This is a genomic window from Mucilaginibacter sp. KACC 22063, from assembly GCF_028736115.1.
GTDB lineage: Bacteria > Bacteroidota > Bacteroidia > Sphingobacteriales > Sphingobacteriaceae > Mucilaginibacter.
In genome coordinates this window covers 1,826,968-1,844,969 of the sequence record NZ_CP117877.1, presented here as the reverse complement: position 1 = coordinate 1,844,969, position 18,002 = coordinate 1,826,968, and the positions used below count along the sequence as shown (strand labels likewise).

The window sequence follows — 18,002 nt, the reverse complement described above, 5'->3', positions numbered from 1 at the left end:
GCCAAAATACAAAATCTATTTTGGAAGCCGGAAGATCAGGATAACTCAACTTAATCGGCAAGCAGCCTGTTCCACTCCGGGTGGCGTTTCAGGTAGATCTGCACATATTGGCAAAGCGGAACCAGTTTAAGCTTATGCGCTTCCATGTAAGCAAAGGTTTTGCTTACAATTGCTTCGGCAATACCCCTGCCCTGTAAATTTTCGGGTACTTCTGTATGCACCAGAAATAGCTTATCGCCTTTTGTACGGTAATCAATAAAAGCCCTTTCGCCATCCACAAACAATTCAAAATTGTGAATGGCTTCGTTATTTATCAGTTCTGTATTTTCGTAACTCATAATATCTGCTTTGAAAGCTATTAACCGTTAAAGGATCAATTTGTCTGATCAAAAATTACTTCGTTAGCCAGTTTTATTTCAGGCATGCTGATAGTATGCTGGCGGCCTTTATAAATTTCAAGCCTGATATCGGCATTTAAACCTTTTAAAACTTCCACACTTTCAAGTACCCTTGTTACAGGCACGTGCGCATCAGGATCGCCAGTGGCAATAAGTATAGGTGTGTTGTTGAAATCGCCCTGGTAATTATCCAGTTGCAGCTGTTCGCCAATCAGTCCGCCTGTAAAGGCAACAACACCGGCATATTTTTTTGCGTTACGGGCAACATACTCTAATGTTAGGCAAGCGCCCTGGGAAAATCCTGCAAAATAGATCCTGTCTTCAGGGATACCATCGGTTACTGCTTGTTGTACGGTTTCCTTTATTAACTCCAAAGCCGAGCTTAGTGCAGGTTCATTATCTTTCACCGGTGCCATAAAGCTGTAAGGATACCAACTGTGGTTACTTGCCTGTGGTGCATAAATTGCTAAATCTTTAATATTCAGCACAGAATTAAGGCCGATAATGTTATCGGCCGTGCTTCCACGACCGTGTAACATTATAATTGCGCCTTTTGCATCTTTTGGCTCTGCACCTGCTTTTACAATATTTTTATGATGAGTGTACATAATTAATTGATTTTAGGTAATGTAGTTTCAAGGCTTGCACGGAATGACTCATATTTTGCAGGCAGTTTAAGATTCTGGCCTAATTCTTCCAACGATTCGTCAACAGTAAAGCCCGGGTTATCAGTAGCAATCTCAAACAATACGCCACCTGGTTCGCGGAAGTATAATGAATAGAAATAGTTACGGTCAATTTTTTCTGTAATGTGCAATCCAAGCGCTTCAATTTTATCGCGATAGTGCATTAAAATCTCTTCGTTTTTCACCCTGAATGCTACGTGGTGTACAGAGCCACCTGCTACATGGCCGGCAATTTCGCCCGGAACTTCTACAAGGTCAACAATGTTGGCATTGTCTACATTATCATTGATAAAACGGTACCTGTTTACATGTTGCTCTAACAAACGGTAACCTAAAACACCAGTCAGCACATCGGCAGTAGGCTGCATTTTATTAGTGTTAATAGTAATATTATGAAACCCTTTTAAACCGTTTTCAGCTTTGATCTCATCAGTTTCCCAAGGCAAGCGATTATCCGCAGTTTTAGAAACTGTTAACTCCAGTTTCAAGCCGTCAGGATCAAGCAGGGTTAAATAAGGTTCGCCAAATTTTTCTGCTACTTTATTATAAGTTACGTTATGATCTTCCAGACGTTTTAACCAAAAGTCGAGGCTGTTTTCCGGAACAGAATAACCTATCTCAGTAGCCTGCCTTGCTCCACGGCGTCCGGTCATAATGTTTTCCCATGGGAAAAATGTCAGTATAGTACCGGGTGTACCGTGTTTATCGCCGTAATAAAAGTGATAGGTTTCAGGATCATCAAAATTGACGGTCTTCTTTACTAATCTTAAACCTAATATATTAGTATAAAAATCATAGTTGCGTTTGGCATTTCCTGCGATAGCAGTGATGTGGTGTATGCCTAAAATTTGATCTTCCATAGTTTTAATAATCTGCTTAATTGAATTAACACTACAAAGGTATGGCAGCAAACGTAGGTAACACTTGACCTGGGTCAAGAAAGAAATATCTGTTGACTTAACGGAATATTAGTAAAACGTTTTATCTTGTGCTTTAACTACTTAAAACTCTTAACATGAAAAAGCACATTTCACTTTTATTTGCATTGGTTATTGCCTCAACCCTTTGTTTTGCACAGCAATCAGCATTATTTATGAGCATGGGTAAACCTCTTAAATCAAAAAAATCGGGCAACACCGTTGGTTCACCCTATTTAAATGAGGAATTTCAAAAAGCTGAAATAACAACCAATAATGGCAAAAAATTAACTGATTTACCCATACGGTATGACGAGCTTAATCAGCACATAGAATACAGCATAGATAATAATTTATATGACATCACTGATTCTGTAAGCAAATTCACGGTTCCACCAAGTGAAAACCATACCGGCAACTTTACAAAGATTAAAACCATCGACAGCAAAGCGCCGGTATTTTTAGAACTTGTTGCCCCGGGTAAGCTGAGCATTTATAAATTAACAACTGTGAAAGTAAACTCTGAAGAAGATTTTTACACTAAAAGAGTAACTCAAAAACTTGAACCGATGATCACTTACTACGCATTTGATGGTACTAAGTATCAAAAGATTGGCAACGGTAAAAAGGACTTTCAAAACTTTTTTAAAAGCAATGATAAGGTGAAGGAAATAATAAAAGCTGATGATTTCAATTTTAACAGCGACAATTCTATTGCAACGCTGGCACAGGCTGTAAACTAAACGTCGATTCTATAAACTTGGCCTGTATTGTTTGTAACAATGCGGGCTTTTTTATGTCAAACCGTTTAATTAACCAATTGCTAATCAACTAAAACTGCTCCATGAAATTTACTAATCCCTTTAAACGTAAAAAAAACGAAGCTGATAAGCCAAAGAAAAGTAAAACACGCGAATGGTTAGACGCCATTTTGTTTGCGGTTGTTGCTTCGACTATCATCCGCGGATTGCTGTTTTCAGCTTATGCTATTCCATCGGCTTCCATGGAAGGTTCATTGCTTACCGGCGACTACCTTTTTGTAAGTAAATTTCATTACGGCGCCCGCATGCCAATTACGCCTATTGCCATACCTTTTTTAGAAAGTACAGTAACAGGCGCTAAAATCAAAACCTATTGGGATGGCATCCAATTGCCTTACTACCGCTTACCGGGAATTTCAGAATTAAAGAAAAACGATGTGGTTGTTTTTAACCTGCCATCAGATAGTTTGATCCCTGTGGACATGAGGTCTAACTATATCAAACGATGCCAGGCTACCCCCGGCGATGTGATCAGCATTGTAAACTCACAGCTTTATGTAAACGGTAAGGCAAACCCTAATCCGCCAAAAGGGCAAACATCTTATGAAGTTATAACCGATGGTTCCTCCATAAACCCACAGGTAATCAAAGACCTTAAAATTGAGATATATGCACAGCTTACCGACAAATCATACATCATGATTATGCCTAAAGAAAGCGTTGCAGAGATGAAAAGTTATAGCAATATCACATCAATAAAACCCTTTGTTGAACCTAAAGGCGAATTTGACCCTTCTATATTTCCGCATAACGCCATGTTTAAATGGAACAACGACAATTTCGGCCCGATGTTAGTCCCTAAGAAAGGAGCGACTATCAGGCTAACCGATTCTACGGTGGCGCTGTATGCCCATACTGTTCAGTCTTACGAGCATAACAAGATCACTAAAGCCAATGGCGTATTCTACGTTAACGGCAAACAGGCAAACACTTACACCTTTACTCAAAACTATTACTGGATGATGGGCGACAACCGCCACAATTCTGAAGACTCAAGATTTTGGGGATTTGTTCCGGAAGACCATATTGTTGGTAAGGCCATAATTACCTGGATGAGTATTGACAGTACGGGGACATTTTTTGACAAAATACGCTGGAACCGTATTCTGAGGCCTATTAAATAACTAAATTCTGATAAATAATCTGTAGATCAGCTATTTCGATCTTGCCACTGAGCCTTAATATTTTTGAAATAGAGGTATATTCGAATATTATAACTATATTTGTATCTCAATACAATATTAAATGAATACAGGAACAGTAAAGTTTTTTAATGAGACCAAAGGTTTTGGTTTTATTAAAAGCGACGATGGACAAGAAATTTTCGTCCACGTATCTGGTTTAAAAGAAAACATTCGTGAAAACGATTCAGTAACTTTTGACGTACAAGATGGCAAAAAAGGCCTTAATGCAGTAAATGTAAAACTGGCTTAATCTATTATAGATTTGTCTAAAGCACCTGCCTTGTATAAGGCAGGTGCTTTTTATTTTATTACACTTTTAAAATTTAGAAAAACATGGCGAAATCACAGGCAACCTTTATGAAAAAGCAGCGGGAGAAAAACAAACAGAAGAAAAAGGAAGATAAAGAATTTCGCAAAAAGCAAAGACAGGAAAACTCAACAGGCGGTGATCTTGACAACATGCTAGCTTATGTAAATGAGGATGGCGAGATCACTTCTACCCCACCAGATGCAAAGCCACAAAGTCGTGCTTAATGTACTGCTAAAGTCAAAAATTACTTTGTAACTTTAAACAGCGCACGCAAACGCATATTACTTATAGTTTTGCGGTAAGTACCTTATTCTAATGCTATCAGAACCTACGTATTTGGCTGCCCGTATGGTAGCACCTGATATTGAAGCACACTTTGCAAAACACCTTGCCCTTGCAAGGGAGACAGGATCAACCAACCTGGCTTTGCAACCTGTAGCAGAAATTATTGAAGCTGTTATTGATGTGGCGTTTTGGGCCAGCCTTCGCCGCGAAGAAGGACATGAGCCTAAAATTTCTATAGCGCTTCTGCCGCCGCATCAGGTTAAGCAGCCGCTAAAGTTTGGCAATAAAATAAGGCTTACACCGCATAATCTTAAAAAGCTATCGCCCGCTGTTGAAACACCGGGCATACACCTGGGTGTATGGCTTGAAGGTACAGATCTTTATATTTGGGGCACCACCCATTATGTACCCGGCATTTGCTTTGTGCTTGAAGTAATTGAACCCGGTTTACTTGTAATTAAACATAGCCGCGTAGATGGTTTTGGCAAGTATGTAAACGTTGCCATATTAAAAGGCGACCAGATCAAGCTGGTTGATGAAACCAACGCTAATCTTGTAGATTGCCCTGCCCTGGTCAATTCATTGATGGATATGCCTCAAATGTCATATCTGTCAAATACCGTAAATGTACTGGTTGAGCTTGCTGCTGCTATGCGCAGGCATCAGCGCGGCGGGCTGGTACTTATTGTTCCGCCAAATAGCAATAAATGGCAAGAATCTATTGTGCAGCCGGTTAACTATCCTGTTGAGCCGCCATACAAAGTGATCGATAGCCTGATGAAACAGGATATAGAAGATCGGAAAACACTTGAATGGCAGGATCAGCTTTTGCAGGCAATAGATATTATCGGCGGGTTTACCGCTGTTGACGGCGCTACCGTTATTACCCGCGAAAATGAGTTGCTTGCTTTTGGTGTAAAGGTTGCCCGTTCGGCAATAAGCGGCCCTGTTGACCATTTGATTGTAACAGAGCCCGTTGTTGGTTCTAAACCCTGTAAAACACATCCGGCACGCAATGGCGGTACTCGGCACTTAGCTGCCGCACAATTTGTGCATGATCAGCATGATACGTTGGCTTTAGTAGCCTCACAAGACGGTAACTTTACAGTATTTGCATGGTCAGAACCATTGCAAATGGTACATGCACACCGTATAGATGTTTTATTGTTGTAAAACATAGAAATTGTCATCTCGAACAGCATGTGAGAGATCTTAATACTACATAAGATTTCTCTTAGCTATGCTCATCGAAATGACAGCATGCTTTCTATTCCATGGCTGGCAGCCCCATAAGTGCCCACTCTTCTTTAGATGGACCGAACAAGCCAGGAACAGGTAGACCAAGCACACGCATAATCACGGTCATCTGGCTACGGTGATGAGTTTCATGTCCAACAAATACAGATAGTAATTCTCCTTTTTTCCATTGCTGGCCATACATAGGTATTACATCTTCAAGTGAACTGTCGGTCCATTTGCTGCGTACTGCCTGGCCAAGTAACGCATTGTATTGCTGGTATACCGTGATGATTTCGGAAAATGTAGATGGTACAGCATAATCTGCCAACAAATCGCTTTCAAACAAACCTGCCTGTGCGCCCATTTCTGTAATGGTATGGATAATGTGCCATGCAAGCCTTTCTAAGCTGCGTACATTTTCATTGATCTTTTGCGATTTGGTCTCTTCTGTAATCGAAGAAAAAATCTTTACGGTATTGCTCTCCTGCGTTTTCCAATCGTTTAAGAAATCCTGAATATGACGATACATGAGTTGTTTTTACTGAGTCGCAAATTTTAAAAAAATTAGCGATGTATTTGTACCAAGTTTTAAACATTAGCTAATTTATTTTCTGCTATTAAACTAAATGAACTATGTACTATATAGACTTTCTTTCTTTTACATATATTTGCTTTAGTAATTTAACGGATGCTGTCTAAAAAAACCAAATACGCTATAAAGGCGCTGGTCATATTAGGTAAACATATGGATCAACCGCCGATGCAAATTTCAAGGATCGCGGAGTTGGAACGTATACCTAAAAAATTCCTTGAACAAATATTATTAGAGCTGCGCAACTCTGGCTTTCTGTACAGTAAGAAAGGTGCTGGCGGCGGCTATAGCCTTAACAAAGACCCTAAAGACATTTATCTGGTTAATATCCTTCGCATTACCGATGGTCCTGTTGCCATGGTACCCTGTGCAAGCTTAAATTTCTATCATAAATGCGACGAATGCCACCAGGAAACCACCTGTGGTATAAGAGATGTATTTATACAGGTGCGCGATGCAACACTGAAAATTCTTTCAGAAACCAGCATTGCCGACGTTATTTCTCGCGAGAAAGACCTTTCGTCCATTATCTGATTTCTCTTACCTTTTGAAACCGGAACAATAAATTTTCAAATAATTACTACTATTTCTCTATACTATATATATATTTGGGTGTTTAACAATGATAACGACGTATACAGATATTAGAAATAAAGTGTGTTGCTGTTTTAAAGGGCGATAATACTTGGATGTATACGATAACAAGATATTGAATCGCCCCTTCAGTTAAATACCGAAGGGGCTTTTTTATAAAAAGCAACATGCAAAGCTTTAGAACAGAACTTGAAAACCCGGTAGTAGAAAAAGACATACTTGACCTTGAGCGCAAGATCCGCGCTTTCAGGGAAGGCAAGATACATGATGAGAAATTCCGCAGCCTAAGGCTGGCACGCGGTGTTTATGGCCAGCGCCAGCCCGGTGTACAAATGGTACGTATCAAATTGCCATTTGGCAAAGTAACTTTTAAACAACTGTTGCGCATTGCTGATATCTCTGACGAATATGCCAGCAGTAACCTGCATTTAACTACCCGTCAAGATATACAGGTACATTATGTAAGCCTTGACCGTACGCCGCAATTATGGGCAGAACTGGAACAGGACGATATTACCCTTCGCGAAGCCTGCGGCAATACTGTCAGAAATGTAACCTCATCCCCTACCGCTGGTATCGATCCGCTGGAACCATTTGATGTATCGCCTTACGCACAGGCCACATTCGAATACTTTTTGCGCAACCCGATATGTCAGGAGATGGGGCGTAAATTCAAGATCTCTTTTTCATCCAGCGATACAGATACAGCCTTCAGTTATATTCATGATCTGGGATTTATTCCCAAACTTAAAGACGACAACCAGCGTGGCTTTAAGGTAATGCTTGGCGGCGGCCTTGGTGCGCAGCCTGCTCTGGCGCACATTGTTGAAGAGTTTTTACCCGAAGATGAACTGATCCCTTATATAGAGGCCATTATCCGTGTGTTTGACCGCCATGGCGAGCGCAACAACCGCAATAAGGCCCGTATGAAGTTCCTGGTGCAAAAAATCGGGCTTGATGAATTATTACGCCTGGCAGCTATTGAAAAAACAGCCAACAAGGTTAAATCACTTAAGGTTGACCGCGATGCTGTGCCTCAGCTGGCTATCCCTTCACTCGCAGAAAACCTGCTTAGCGTCGAGCAATTAGCCAACCCATTGCGTTACGAACAGTGGCTGGCAACAAATGTGTTTGAACAAAAGCAGCAAGGTTTTTATGGGGTGTATGTAAAAGTACCTGTTGGCGATATTCATTCAGACACCGCCCGCAAACTGGTAGCGGCAATAAGTCCTTATGTGGCCGACGAGATCAGGGTTACGCAAAATCAAGGATTGCTGTTAAAATTCGCCCGCAAGGAAGCTTTACCATCATTATATACCGAATTAGAAAAAATTGACCTGGCTGCGCCCGGTTTTGATAGCGTCGCCGATGTGACTACCTGTCCCGGTACCGACACCTGCAACCTGGGCATTTCCAATAGCATGACCTTATCAAAAGTGCTGGAAGATGTCATCTATAAAGAATATGAGGAACTGATCTATAACCGCGAAATCAAAATCAAGATCAGTGGCTGCATGAATTCGTGCGGGCAGCATGGGCTGGCGCATATCGGCTTTCATGGCAGTTCGCTTAAAGCAGATAAACGGGTACTGCCATCGGTGCAGGTATTGTTAGGTGGTGGCACAGTTGGTAACGGCATTGGCCGTGCGGCCGATAAGGTAGTCAAGGTACCAGCCAAACGCGCCACCCATGTGCTGCGTGCTGTTTTGGACGACTTTAAAGCAAACTCAATAAAAGATGAGACCTTCCACGGTTATTATGACCGTTTAGGCAAGGATTATTTTTACCAGTTACTTAAGCCGCTTGCTGACCTGACCACACTGACCGATGATGAGTTTGTAGACTGGGGGCACGAAGAAACGTTTGCTACCGCAATCGGCGTGGGTGAATGTGCCGGTGTTATGATTGATTTGGTAGCGACACTCATTTTTGAAGCTGATGAAAAACTGGGCTGGGCTAATGAATCATATAACGCGGGTGCCTGGGCCGATAGTATTTATCATGCTTATGCAGCTATGATAAGCGGCGCCAAGGCATTGCTGTTACAAAAAAACGTTAACAGCAGCACGCAAACAGGCATCATAAAAGAGTTTGACACTAACTATGTAGACACAGGCGACGTCGTGTTAAACTCCTCGTTCAATGATCTTGTACTGCAAATCAATCAGAACGAACCATCTCAACAATTTGCAGCAAAATACCTGTCAGAGGCAACTGCATTTCTGGAAACAATAAAATCAAAAAGAGAGGCATTAGTATAATCATGATAGAGGTTAAAACCAAGCATAACATCAAAGAACCGCGGATAACGCTTGTAGGCGCAGGCCCCGGCGATGCAGAACTGATCACTGTTAAAGGGATAAAGGCACTGCAAACTGCCGATGTTGTATTATATGATGCTTTAGTAAATGAAGAACTATTAGACTTTGCTCCTGCCCATGCACAAAAAGTTTATGTGGGTAAACGCTCTGGCGATCACTCCTACTCGCAGGAGGCAGTTAATAAACTAATGATTGACTATGCCCTTAATTATGGCCATGTGGTACGCTTAAAAGGCGGTGACCCGTTTGTATTTGGGCGTGGTTATGAAGAACTTGACCATGCGGCTTCTTACAGCATCCCTGCGCAGGTGATACCCGGTATATCAAGTTCAATCAGTGTACCCGGATTACAGCAAATACCAGTTACCCACCGAGGTTTAAGCGAAAGCTTTTGGGTGGTAACAGGCACAACTGCCAGCGGCACTGTTTCAAATGACTTATACGAAGCAGCACGCACCAAAGCTACTGTTGTGGTATTGATGGGCTTAAATAAGCTAAAGGAAATTACTAACATATACAAAAAAGAAGGTAAAGGAAAGCTACCTGTAGCTGTGATACAAAGCGGCTCAACCGCCGAAGAAAAGGTGGCGATTGGTGTTGTAGATACCATTGTAGAAGTAGTTGAAGAAATGAAGATCAAAGCACCGGCGCTTATAGTACTGGGCGATGTGGTATCACTGCATCCTAAGTTTCAACCGATCAGGGAATTTTATGACATCATTGCCTCGGAATAACATAGCGCAACAAACAGCAAGCGAAGAAAAAACCGGCGGCAACCAGTTGTTCCCGGTGTTTTTAAAGCTCAATAACTTGCATACGGTTGTAGTTGGTGCAGGCCCTGTTGGTTTTGAAAAACTGACCGCCCTGTTAAACAACAGCCCCGATGCAAGAGTAACTGTTATTGCCCTGTCTGTTTTACCCGAGGTTCAAACGCTTGCAAATCAATTTCCGCAGATCAATATTCTACAAAAATCCTTTTCAGAAGATGACCTTGACAATGCCGACCTGGTAATTGCTGCTACTAATGACAGCATTTTAAATGAATACATCCGCCAGGCTGCACATGAAAGAAAACTGCTGATTAATGTGGCAGACAAACCCGCACTGTGCGATTTTTATTTAAGCTCGATCGTGCAAAAGGGCGATCTTAAAATCGCCATATCAACCAATGGCAAGTCGCCTACCGTCGCCAAACGTCTTAAAGAAGTTTTGAACGATGGCTTACCACCTGAGATAGATGATACACTTCAGCAATTAAACGCGCTGCGTGATACGCTTAAAGGTGACTTCGCTTTCAAAGTAAAAAAGCTAAATGAAGTGACTTCTGTATTGGTTAAGCCGAAATCTGAGTTTAAAAATCTTTTTCGCTGGCTGATCTGGGGCACTATTATTTTATCCATCGGCATAGTGGTTACGGCGCTTTGGTTTAAAGACCCCAACTTTAAAAGCTACGTACAGGATATTAACCCTTTATTCTATTATTTCCTGGCAGCAGGCTTTGTCTTCGCCATGATTGATGGTGCTATTGGTATGTCGTACGGGGTAACATCAACTGCGTTCTCGTTATCTATGGGCATATCCCCGGCATCGGCAAGTATGGGTGTTCATTTATCCGAAATTTTAAGCAACGGTATTGCCGGGTGGATGCATTATCGCATGGGTAATATCAACTGGAAACTATTTAAGCTGCTATTAATTCCCGGGGCAATTGGTGCAGTAACAGGTGCATACCTATTATCATCACTTGAGCATTATAGCATGTACACTAAGCCTTTTGTATCGCTGTACACATTAATATTGGGGATTGTCATTCTGTCCAAATCAATCAATTTAAAGCGCAAACGTAATTCAGCAAAAATTAAACGCATTGGCTTATTAGGCTTAGGCGGTGGCTTTATTGATGCGGTTGGCGGTGGTGGCTGGGGTTCAATCGTATTATCGACACTTATTGCAGGCGGCCGAAATCCACGTTTCTCATTGGGCACAGTAAAGCTGTCACGCTTCTTTATCGCGTTAATGAGTTCGCTCACATTCATCACCATGCTAAATGGTGCTAAATGGTCGGCTGTTTTAGGTTTAATTGTGGGCAGTGCGCTGGCCTCTCCTATTGCAGCACGCATATCAAATAAGATTTCAGCTAAGGCGATCATGATGTCGGTATCTATTATCGTTATCCTCATCAGCATCCGCAGTATTATAAATTTTGTGATTAAGCTATAAATGAGCGAAGTAGTAAAACATATAAAGCACATTACCGAAGGGCATTCACCAGTTAAAGCCTTACGGAAACTTGCTGATTTATTTCCGGGTGAGGTTATATTTTCTACCAGCTTTGGATGGGAAGATCAGGTGATCAGCCACATGATCTTCAATAATGACCTACCCATCAAAGTATTTACGCTGGAAACCGGCAGGCTATTTCCGGAAACCTACTATACCTGGAACCGTACTTTAGAAATGTATGGCAAGCCTATTCATGCTTACTATCCGCAGCATGAGACACTTGAGGCTATGGTGAATACCAAAGGGCCTAACTCGTTTTATGAATCAGTTGAAAACCGTAAAGAATGCTGCAACATCCGCAAGATTGAGCCTTTAAGCCGTGCGCTTGCCGGCAATAAATGCTGGATAACAGGCATAAGGGCCGAGCAATCGCCTAACCGCCAATTTATGGAACCTGTTGAATGGGACGAAAGTAACCAGATGGTTAAGTTCCACCCGATTTATAGCTGGACATTAGAAGAAGTGAAAACATACATAAACGTAAATAACATACCGTACAATCCACTTCACGACCGTGGTTTCCCAAGCATTGGCTGTGCGCCATGTACCCGCGCTGTTCAGCCCGGCGAAGATTTTCGTGCAGGCCGCTGGTGGTGGGAAGACCAATCGAAAAAAGAGTGTGGTTTACATGTTACAAATAATTAATAGAGATGAGTAAGTACAACCTGGATTACCTGGACGAACTTGAGGCAGAAGCAATTTATATTCTGCGTGAAGTGGCAGGACAATTTGAAAAGCCTGCTTTGCTGTTTTCAGGTGGTAAAGATTCTATCACTCTGGTACGGCTGGCCGAAAAAGCTTTCCGTCCCGGTAAATTTCCGTTTCCGCTGGTACATATTGATACCGGCCATAACTTTGCCGAAACCATTAAATACCGCGATGCCATGATTGAGCGTTTAGGCGAAAAGCTGATCATCGGCCACGTGCAAGACGATATTGACAAAGGAAATGTGGTAGAGCAAACCGGGAAAAATGCCAGTCGCAACGCTTTGCAAACCGTTACCTTATTAAATACGATTGCTAAATACCAGTTTGATGCCTGTATTGGTGGTGCCCGTCGCGACGAAGAAAAAGCACGTGCCAAAGAGCGTATCTTTTCAGTCCGTGACGAGTTTGGGCAATGGGATCCGAAACGCCAGCGCCCGGAACTTTGGAGCATTTTCAATGGCAAAATTCATAAAGGCGAGAACGTACGCGTTTTTCCGATCAGCAACTGGACCGAACTTGACGTGTGGAACTATATCCGTCGGGAAAATATCCCGTTGCCATCTATTTATTTTGCTCATCAGCGTGATTGTATAACCCGTAACGGCCAGTTGATGGCGGCTTCACCATTTTTAAATATGGATGATCAGGATGTTGTGGAACGCCGCAATGTGCGCTTCCGCACTGTTGGCGACATGACCTGTACTGCAGCTGTTGAATCTTATGCTTTCGAGATTGACGATATCATCAATGAGATCAGCGAATCAAAGATCAGCGAACGTGGCGCACGCATGGACGATAAAGTATCTGAAGCCGCAATGGAAGACCGTAAGAAAGGAGGCTATTTTTAATGGAAATCTTAAAATTTATAACCGCAGGTAGTGTCGACGATGGCAAAAGTACATTGATAGGCCGCCTGCTATATGATACCGATGCGATTTTAGCCGACCAGTTAGAGGCTTTGCATAGCTCTAACCGTAAAAACGACGATGGCAGTATTGATCTTGCCATATTAACCGACGGCCTTAAAGCTGAGCGTGAGCAGGGTATTACCATAGATGTTGCCTACAAGTACTTTCAAACCGACAAGCGAAAATTTATTATTGCCGACGCGCCGGGCCATATCCAGTATACCCGTAACATGGTTACCGGTGCATCAAATTCAGATTTGGCAATTATTCTTATTGATGCGCGTAAAGGCGTAGTAGAGCAAACGGTAAGGCATTCGTTTCTGGTATCACTATTAGGTATACCTAACGTTGTTGTAGCCGTTAACAAAATGGATATGCTCGATTACGCTGAAGATACCTTTAACAGCATTGTAAACGATTACAGAAAGTTAGCAGCCAAAGTAGACCTGAAACAGGTAACGTTTATACCTGTCAGCGCCTTAAAGGGCGACAATGTGGTTAACCGTTCGGCTAACATGCAATGGTATACTGGCAAAAGCCTATTAGAACACCTGGAAACTGTTGAGATAACTATAGATAACAGCGGCAGCCACGCCTACTTCCCGGTGCAATGGGTAGTACGCCCGCAAACCGATGAATTGCACGATTACCGCGGTTATGCAGGCCGTGTGTTAAGCGGCTCATTAAAAGTAAATGATCATGTAACTGTGCTGCCTTCGGGATTTACTTCAACCGTTGAGCAAATCGAATTGCTTGACCAGCAATACAACGAGGCATCGGCAGGTAAATCGGTAACCGTCTTGCTTAAAGACGACATTGACATCAGCCGGGGCGATATTTTGGTAAGCAGTGCTTTTAAGCCACAGGTATCGCAATTAATAGAAGCTGACCTTTGCTGGATGGATACCCGTCCGCTGGATATTTCGCAAACCTATTTTATTCAGCATAACAGTAAACTTACCCGCTGCAAAATTCAGGAAGTGCTATATAAGGTGGATATTAACACACTTGAAAAAGAATACAGTGAAGAGTTTAAACTGAACGATATTGGCCGCGTAGTAGTTAAATCTGCCGAGCCATTGGTTTTTGACCTGTACCAGAACAACAAAAATACTGGAGGTGCTATTATCATCGATAGCCGCACCAATGTAACTGTTGGTGCTTTAATGTTTCGTGCTAACGCCGATTAAGCATTTAGATAATTCTTTAAAAGCCATCCCTTCAGGATGGCTTTTAAATTTCTATAATTTCCTTTTCATTAAATAGTGGCCTTCATAACCAACATTATTAGGGTTTCTTATAATAAAAGAGTTTACCAAATCCCAACCTTGGTCACCCATATAGTTAAGTGCAGATAATATCGTGTCAAACTTAATTTTCTTACCCAGTGCATCTTTAGGATTGCCGCTCCGTACGGTTGTATCACCATAATCTACATAAACGTTTACTCCTTTACCAAACACCTTACCAGTTTCTATCAGCATGCAATATTTAAACCTGTTATTGGTCCCTGGATTTTCTTTTTGCGCTATGGCAAAGGCAGGCAGAAACATCAATAAAAAAAGTAGTTTTTTCATAATTGGTTTAGTTTAGATAAGCAATGTAAAAAAAAGCTATTAAGACTGCATATGCGTAATTAAATCTTTACTAAACAATAAAGCCCCTGCTTACGCAGAGGCTTCCCAACATGAACAACCCTAATTTTCCCAAATCATGAGAAATATCTTTAATGCATCATCAACGGCATATCGGGGATTGCTTCGCCGCCATCCGGCGTATCGCAATGACGCTTATTGTATTATAAACTACTTACCGCTCAGCAAGCCGTCCAGCGTAACTGAAGCATAGTACAAAGCCCCAATAGTTGGTCCGCCGGCGTATTGGATATATCTTTTGTTAAACAGATCTGTGCCGCCAACCTTTAGCGTTGCATAGTATTTTGGTATACGCAAACTCACCTGCGCATCAACCGTGTTAATGGCAGGAACCGTCCCGGTTACCAGCGGGCTTTCCCACAAGTAAGATTGCTGCCATTTATACACAATGTTGAAGCCGACGTTTTTAACCACCTCACGGTTGCCGAATGACAAATTACCCGACCATTCAGGCGTATTGAAGCCTGTCAGGAAAATATCTGTGGTTTTCTGCTCCTGTAGTTTGTTAAAACTAACATTGCCGGATACCGTATACCTTCTATAAAAATTGTAGGTAACTGCCGCAGATGATCCATAATTGTTATAAATGTTTTTAGCATTGGTATAAACGCGGTAACGGCTTTGCCCCTGGCTGGCAGCATTAGTTGCAGTGGCAGTTGTCGGGTCGCGGTTAATATCCAGCATAGCCAATACAGCCGCATCTGTCCCCACAGTAGTACCATTAGGAACATAAACCTGTATCTGCCCTAAAAATCCATTGTACCTGTTGGCGTAAGCATCAACATCAACAAACACTTTGCTATCTGCAAAAATGCCTTTATAGCCTACCTCAAATGATGTAATTTTCTCAGGGCGAGCTTTTGGCAGATCTGCCACCTGTAGAATATTACGGTTGGCAAGCGCTGTAGCATCAGTACCACTGGCAGTGCCCGGAGCCGCCTTTACAGCTGCGTTAAATGCCGCCACCGAAGCTTGGGTATAGCTATTATCCAGATAACCCAAGCCATCATTTATAAATGGCAAACTGCCTACACGCTTAACGCGGCCATTATTTACATAAGATAATGCTTCAAACAATGATGGAAAGCGGTATCCATTCTGAAAGGTGAATCTGAAATTATGATTTTCGTTAGCGCTATAAACTGCAGCAATACGAGGTGTAAATTTAGGATCGAAGTAAGGGTTATAGTCCCACCTGATAGAGGCAAACAATTTTAAGCGTTCCTGAAAGAAGGTTTTGGTTACCTGCGTAAAAGCTCCGTATTTTTTATAGTAAACATCATCACCAAAACTACCATCAGCTTCAGGCTTGTTACGGTCAGCAATCGGTCGGCTAAAATCAACAAAGTTATTTCCGTCTGGTATGATCTGGTAAACCCGGACATCGCCACCTATCAGCAGATCAATGAATTTCACCTTACTGGTTAAATCCCACTGCGCCTCTGCATTGTAGAAATGGCTTTTCTGCCACAAGGCCGCACCTCCTGTTGCCGGGGCATCAGGTATCTGTGCAGATTTTATATCCCAGTTATTAGTACCGATAATGGTCTTCTTCAATGCATCAAACTCCGGCGTGCCGGGTACTACCCTACCTGCATCAGCAGCAGCACGTGCGTAAGCTACAGCCGCAGCCAGATTTGCCGAGGTTAAGCTACCACCATGCGTAGTGCCATACTGCGTAAGTGCATTTTTAAATGTAGCACCCCATACCGAGTTACTGGCATGGTTAAGATCAAGGTTATCGGCCAAAGGTTTTACGTTATAGGAGTTGCCTGTATTTTCAATCGACTCGTAAGCCCGTACCAAAAAGTCGCTTCCTTTCAATTCTATCTTATGGTTCTGTACACTGGCGCCATTCAAAGCGATTTTATTGCCGCGCTGAAATACTCCATCCAAACTTCCGTAGCGATAGGTGTATGACAATTGCAGATTAGGAGTAAACTTATAAGCCAAAGTAGCATCAGCCTTAATGTTTGATACCTGTGGATCGACAAGGTCAACCTCGTTATAGCCCGTACGCGCCACTGTAAGATTAGGCCTTGCAACACCATTTACGGTAACACCTTTTATAGATACCGTATTACTACCCGCCAAGGCATCATCTCCATATTTATTCCAACCGTCGTAAGCCGCATTGTTAGCGCCTGTCAGTTCAGGATAAGCCGGGTTAGCCGTTAACAGGTTGCCGGGGTTTTGATCTTTGATAGTGTTCGACTGCCAGTCTTTACCCTGCATATAACTAAAGTTCACTTTAAACGCAAACTTATTATTGAATGCTTTGGCATACCTAACGGCATCTTCGGTGAGCACACTTGCACCAAGCGGATCATTGCCCACATGGTTAACCCCTACCCTTTGATAAAAGCTTAATCCCTGATAGGTAAAGGGATCTTTAGTAAACAGGTTCGATAATCCGTTAATCGCATTGGTACCATATAAGGCCGAAGCAGCACCGGGGGTTAATTCCACACTGGCTATATCAAGCTCTGTTGGCCCAATGGCATTACCAAGTGGAACGCCTAAAGTTGCCGACTGCATATCAACCCCGTCAACCAACTGCATGAACCTAAAGTTATTAGGGCTGTTAAAACCACGCGTGTTAGGAACCTTTAAAGTAATACTGGTGGTGGTCATTTGTACGCCTTTAACATTTTCCAGCGCATCATAGAAACTGGCGCCGGGCGACTGCTTTAATGCAGTTATGGTAAGTTTTTCAATGGCTACCGGAGATTTAAGCAGTTTCTCTTCCCGTCGCGATGCAGTTACAACCACCTCATTAGCTAAAATAGTTTGGGTAAGCAGCTTAATGTTAAGTTCGTTAGTCTGTGAATTTTTTACCTCAAATTCTTGTGGCTGGAAACCCACATAACTAAAAACCAATGTATACGGAAATTTCAAGTTAGTAGTGATGGTGAATTTGCCATCCTGGTTACTGGTAGTTGCAATATTGCTGTTCTTGATTTTTACGGTGACACCTGGCAAAGGCTTGCCATTATCGTCGTTCACCTTGCCCGATAATACATAGCTTCCGTTAAGCTGTGCAAATGTTATGGCAGGCAGTAAAAGCATAAATAGCCCTAAGAGTTTCGTTCGGGTAAAAG

At 42.3% G+C, this 18,002-nt stretch carries 18 protein-coding genes; 12 read left to right on the top strand and 6 right to left on the bottom strand.

Translation table 11 applies throughout. From position 1 onward, the window contains the following. Positions 1-50: 50 nt before the first annotated feature. From PQ461_RS08225 to PQ461_RS08215, 3 genes are read right to left on the bottom strand one after another with little or no spacing between them, the layout of a single operon-like run. A complete protein-coding gene (locus PQ461_RS08225) occupies positions 51-338 on the bottom strand; it encodes a GNAT family N-acetyltransferase (protein ID WP_274303185.1) in 288 nt (95 codons plus the stop codon). 35 nt (positions 339-373) lie between these two features. Further along, on the bottom strand, positions 374-1,006 hold the full coding sequence (locus PQ461_RS08220) for an alpha/beta hydrolase (protein WP_274303184.1): 633 nt from the start codon (positions 1,004-1,006) through the stop codon (positions 374-376). A 2-nt stretch (positions 1,007-1,008) separates the two neighbouring features. Further along, positions 1,009-1,944 carry a ring-cleaving dioxygenase gene (locus PQ461_RS08215; protein WP_274303183.1) on the bottom strand — a complete coding sequence of 312 codons (936 nt, stop codon included), beginning with the start codon at positions 1,942-1,944 and terminating at the stop codon, positions 1,009-1,011. Between the two features lie 155 nt (positions 1,945-2,099). Here PQ461_RS08215 and PQ461_RS08210 point away from each other — a divergent pair, with 155 nt between their 5' ends. The 5 genes from PQ461_RS08210 (at position 2,100) to PQ461_RS08190 (ending at position 5,774) form a co-directional block, all read left to right on the top strand. Further along, the gene (locus PQ461_RS08210; protein ID WP_274303182.1) at positions 2,100-2,744 is read left to right on the top strand and encodes a hypothetical protein; all 645 of its coding nucleotides are present in this window, start codon (positions 2,100-2,102) and stop codon (positions 2,742-2,744) included. A 101-nt stretch (positions 2,745-2,845) separates the two neighbouring features. After that, positions 2,846-3,946: a signal peptidase I gene (gene lepB / locus PQ461_RS08205; RefSeq protein ID WP_274303180.1), complete on the top strand. Its 1,101-nt coding sequence runs from the start codon at positions 2,846-2,848 to the stop codon at positions 3,944-3,946. A 121-nt stretch (positions 3,947-4,067) separates the two neighbouring features. Next, positions 4,068-4,256 carry a cold-shock protein gene (locus tag PQ461_RS08200; RefSeq protein WP_274303178.1) on the top strand — a complete coding sequence of 63 codons (189 nt, stop codon included), beginning with the start codon at positions 4,068-4,070 and terminating at the stop codon, positions 4,254-4,256. Between the two features lie 83 nt (positions 4,257-4,339). Further along, positions 4,340-4,540 (top strand): hypothetical protein, encoded by a 201-nt coding sequence (locus PQ461_RS08195; protein WP_274303176.1) that lies wholly within the window; start codon positions 4,340-4,342, stop codon positions 4,538-4,540. A 91-nt stretch (positions 4,541-4,631) separates the two neighbouring features. Further along, the gene (locus PQ461_RS08190; protein WP_274303173.1) at positions 4,632-5,774 is read left to right on the top strand and encodes a putative sensor domain DACNV-containing protein; all 1,143 of its coding nucleotides are present in this window, start codon (positions 4,632-4,634) and stop codon (positions 5,772-5,774) included. A gap of 94 nt (positions 5,775-5,868) precedes the next feature. On the opposite strand, the gene PQ461_RS08185 is transcribed toward PQ461_RS08190, so the two are convergent. Further along, positions 5,869-6,369 (bottom strand): DinB family protein, encoded by a 501-nt coding sequence (locus PQ461_RS08185; RefSeq protein WP_274303171.1) that lies wholly within the window; start codon positions 6,367-6,369, stop codon positions 5,869-5,871. Between the two features lie 159 nt (positions 6,370-6,528). Here PQ461_RS08185 and PQ461_RS08180 point away from each other — a divergent pair, with 159 nt between their 5' ends. The 7 genes from PQ461_RS08180 (at position 6,529) to PQ461_RS08150 (ending at position 14,436) form a co-directional block, all read left to right on the top strand. Beyond that, a complete protein-coding gene (locus tag PQ461_RS08180; RefSeq protein WP_274303169.1) occupies positions 6,529-6,966 on the top strand; it encodes an RrF2 family transcriptional regulator in 438 nt (145 codons plus the stop codon). A 227-nt stretch (positions 6,967-7,193) separates the two neighbouring features. Continuing rightward, positions 7,194-9,287, top strand: a complete 2,094-nt coding sequence (locus tag PQ461_RS08175) for a ferredoxin-like domain-containing protein (RefSeq protein WP_274303167.1) — start codon at positions 7,194-7,196, stop codon at positions 9,285-9,287. A gap of 2 nt (positions 9,288-9,289) precedes the next feature. Further along, the gene (gene cobA / locus PQ461_RS08170) at positions 9,290-10,081 is read left to right on the top strand and encodes a uroporphyrinogen-III C-methyltransferase (RefSeq protein WP_274303165.1); all 792 of its coding nucleotides are present in this window, start codon (positions 9,290-9,292) and stop codon (positions 10,079-10,081) included. Beyond that, entirely contained in the window at positions 10,059-11,567 is a 1,509-nt protein-coding gene (locus PQ461_RS08165; RefSeq protein WP_274303163.1) for a TSUP family transporter, read from the top strand. The genes cobA and PQ461_RS08165 overlap by 23 nt, the downstream gene beginning before the upstream one ends. Beyond that, positions 11,568-12,275, top strand: coding sequence for a phosphoadenylyl-sulfate reductase (locus PQ461_RS08160; protein ID WP_274303162.1), 708 nt, complete (start codon positions 11,568-11,570; stop codon positions 12,273-12,275). It begins immediately after the preceding gene. 5 nt (positions 12,276-12,280) lie between these two features. Then, the gene (gene cysD / locus PQ461_RS08155; RefSeq protein ID WP_274303160.1) at positions 12,281-13,186 is read left to right on the top strand and encodes a sulfate adenylyltransferase subunit CysD; all 906 of its coding nucleotides are present in this window, start codon (positions 12,281-12,283) and stop codon (positions 13,184-13,186) included. Further along, positions 13,186-14,436: a sulfate adenylyltransferase subunit 1 gene (locus tag PQ461_RS08150; RefSeq protein WP_274303159.1), complete on the top strand. Its 1,251-nt coding sequence runs from the start codon at positions 13,186-13,188 to the stop codon at positions 14,434-14,436. The genes cysD and PQ461_RS08150 overlap by 1 nt, the downstream gene beginning before the upstream one ends. Before the next feature lie 51 nt (positions 14,437-14,487). Here PQ461_RS08150 and PQ461_RS08145 read toward each other — a convergent pair whose 3' ends face one another. Then, positions 14,488-14,823, bottom strand: a complete 336-nt coding sequence (locus PQ461_RS08145; RefSeq protein WP_274303158.1) for a hypothetical protein — start codon at positions 14,821-14,823, stop codon at positions 14,488-14,490. A gap of 228 nt (positions 14,824-15,051) precedes the next feature. Continuing rightward, on the bottom strand, positions 15,052-17,970 hold the full coding sequence (locus PQ461_RS08140) for a TonB-dependent receptor (protein ID WP_274303156.1): 2,919 nt from the start codon (positions 17,968-17,970) through the stop codon (positions 15,052-15,054). Positions 17,971-18,002: the final 32 nt, after the last annotated feature.

What these genes read in the sequence shown, in the direction of transcription:
- cysD (WP_274303160.1), top strand. Translation starts at nt 12,281, where the DNA reads ATGAGTAAGTACAACCTGGATTACCTGGACGAACTTGAGGCAGAAGCA.
- PQ461_RS08200 (WP_274303178.1), top strand. Translation starts at nt 4,068, where the DNA reads ATGAATACAGGAACAGTAAAGTTTTTTAATGAGACCAAAGGTTTTGGT.
- PQ461_RS08225 (WP_274303185.1), bottom strand. Translation starts at nt 338, where the DNA reads ATGAGTTACGAAAATACAGAACTGATAAATAACGAAGCCATTCACAAT.
- lepB (WP_274303180.1), top strand. Translation starts at nt 2,846, where the DNA reads ATGAAATTTACTAATCCCTTTAAACGTAAAAAAAACGAAGCTGATAAG.
- PQ461_RS08175 (WP_274303167.1), top strand. Translation starts at nt 7,194, where the DNA reads ATGCAAAGCTTTAGAACAGAACTTGAAAACCCGGTAGTAGAAAAAGAC.
- PQ461_RS08140 (WP_274303156.1), bottom strand. Translation starts at nt 17,970, where the DNA reads ATGCTTTTACTGCCTGCCATAACATTTGCACAGCTTAACGGAAGCTAT.
- PQ461_RS08145 (WP_274303158.1), bottom strand. Translation starts at nt 14,823, where the DNA reads ATGAAAAAACTACTTTTTTTATTGATGTTTCTGCCTGCCTTTGCCATA.
- PQ461_RS08190 (WP_274303173.1), top strand. Translation starts at nt 4,632, where the DNA reads ATGCTATCAGAACCTACGTATTTGGCTGCCCGTATGGTAGCACCTGAT.
- PQ461_RS08150 (WP_274303159.1), top strand. Translation starts at nt 13,186, where the DNA reads ATGGAAATCTTAAAATTTATAACCGCAGGTAGTGTCGACGATGGCAAA.
- PQ461_RS08185 (WP_274303171.1), bottom strand. Translation starts at nt 6,369, where the DNA reads ATGTATCGTCATATTCAGGATTTCTTAAACGATTGGAAAACGCAGGAG.
- cobA (WP_274303165.1), top strand. Translation starts at nt 9,290, where the DNA reads ATGATAGAGGTTAAAACCAAGCATAACATCAAAGAACCGCGGATAACG.
- PQ461_RS08215 (WP_274303183.1), bottom strand. Translation starts at nt 1,944, where the DNA reads ATGGAAGATCAAATTTTAGGCATACACCACATCACTGCTATCGCAGGA.
- PQ461_RS08165 (WP_274303163.1), top strand. Translation starts at nt 10,059, where the DNA reads ATGACATCATTGCCTCGGAATAACATAGCGCAACAAACAGCAAGCGAA.
- PQ461_RS08180 (WP_274303169.1), top strand. Translation starts at nt 6,529, where the DNA reads ATGCTGTCTAAAAAAACCAAATACGCTATAAAGGCGCTGGTCATATTA.
- PQ461_RS08160 (WP_274303162.1), top strand. Translation starts at nt 11,568, where the DNA reads ATGAGCGAAGTAGTAAAACATATAAAGCACATTACCGAAGGGCATTCA.
- PQ461_RS08210 (WP_274303182.1), top strand. Translation starts at nt 2,100, where the DNA reads ATGAAAAAGCACATTTCACTTTTATTTGCATTGGTTATTGCCTCAACC.
- PQ461_RS08195 (WP_274303176.1), top strand. Translation starts at nt 4,340, where the DNA reads ATGGCGAAATCACAGGCAACCTTTATGAAAAAGCAGCGGGAGAAAAAC.
- PQ461_RS08220 (WP_274303184.1), bottom strand. Translation starts at nt 1,006, where the DNA reads ATGTACACTCATCATAAAAATATTGTAAAAGCAGGTGCAGAGCCAAAA.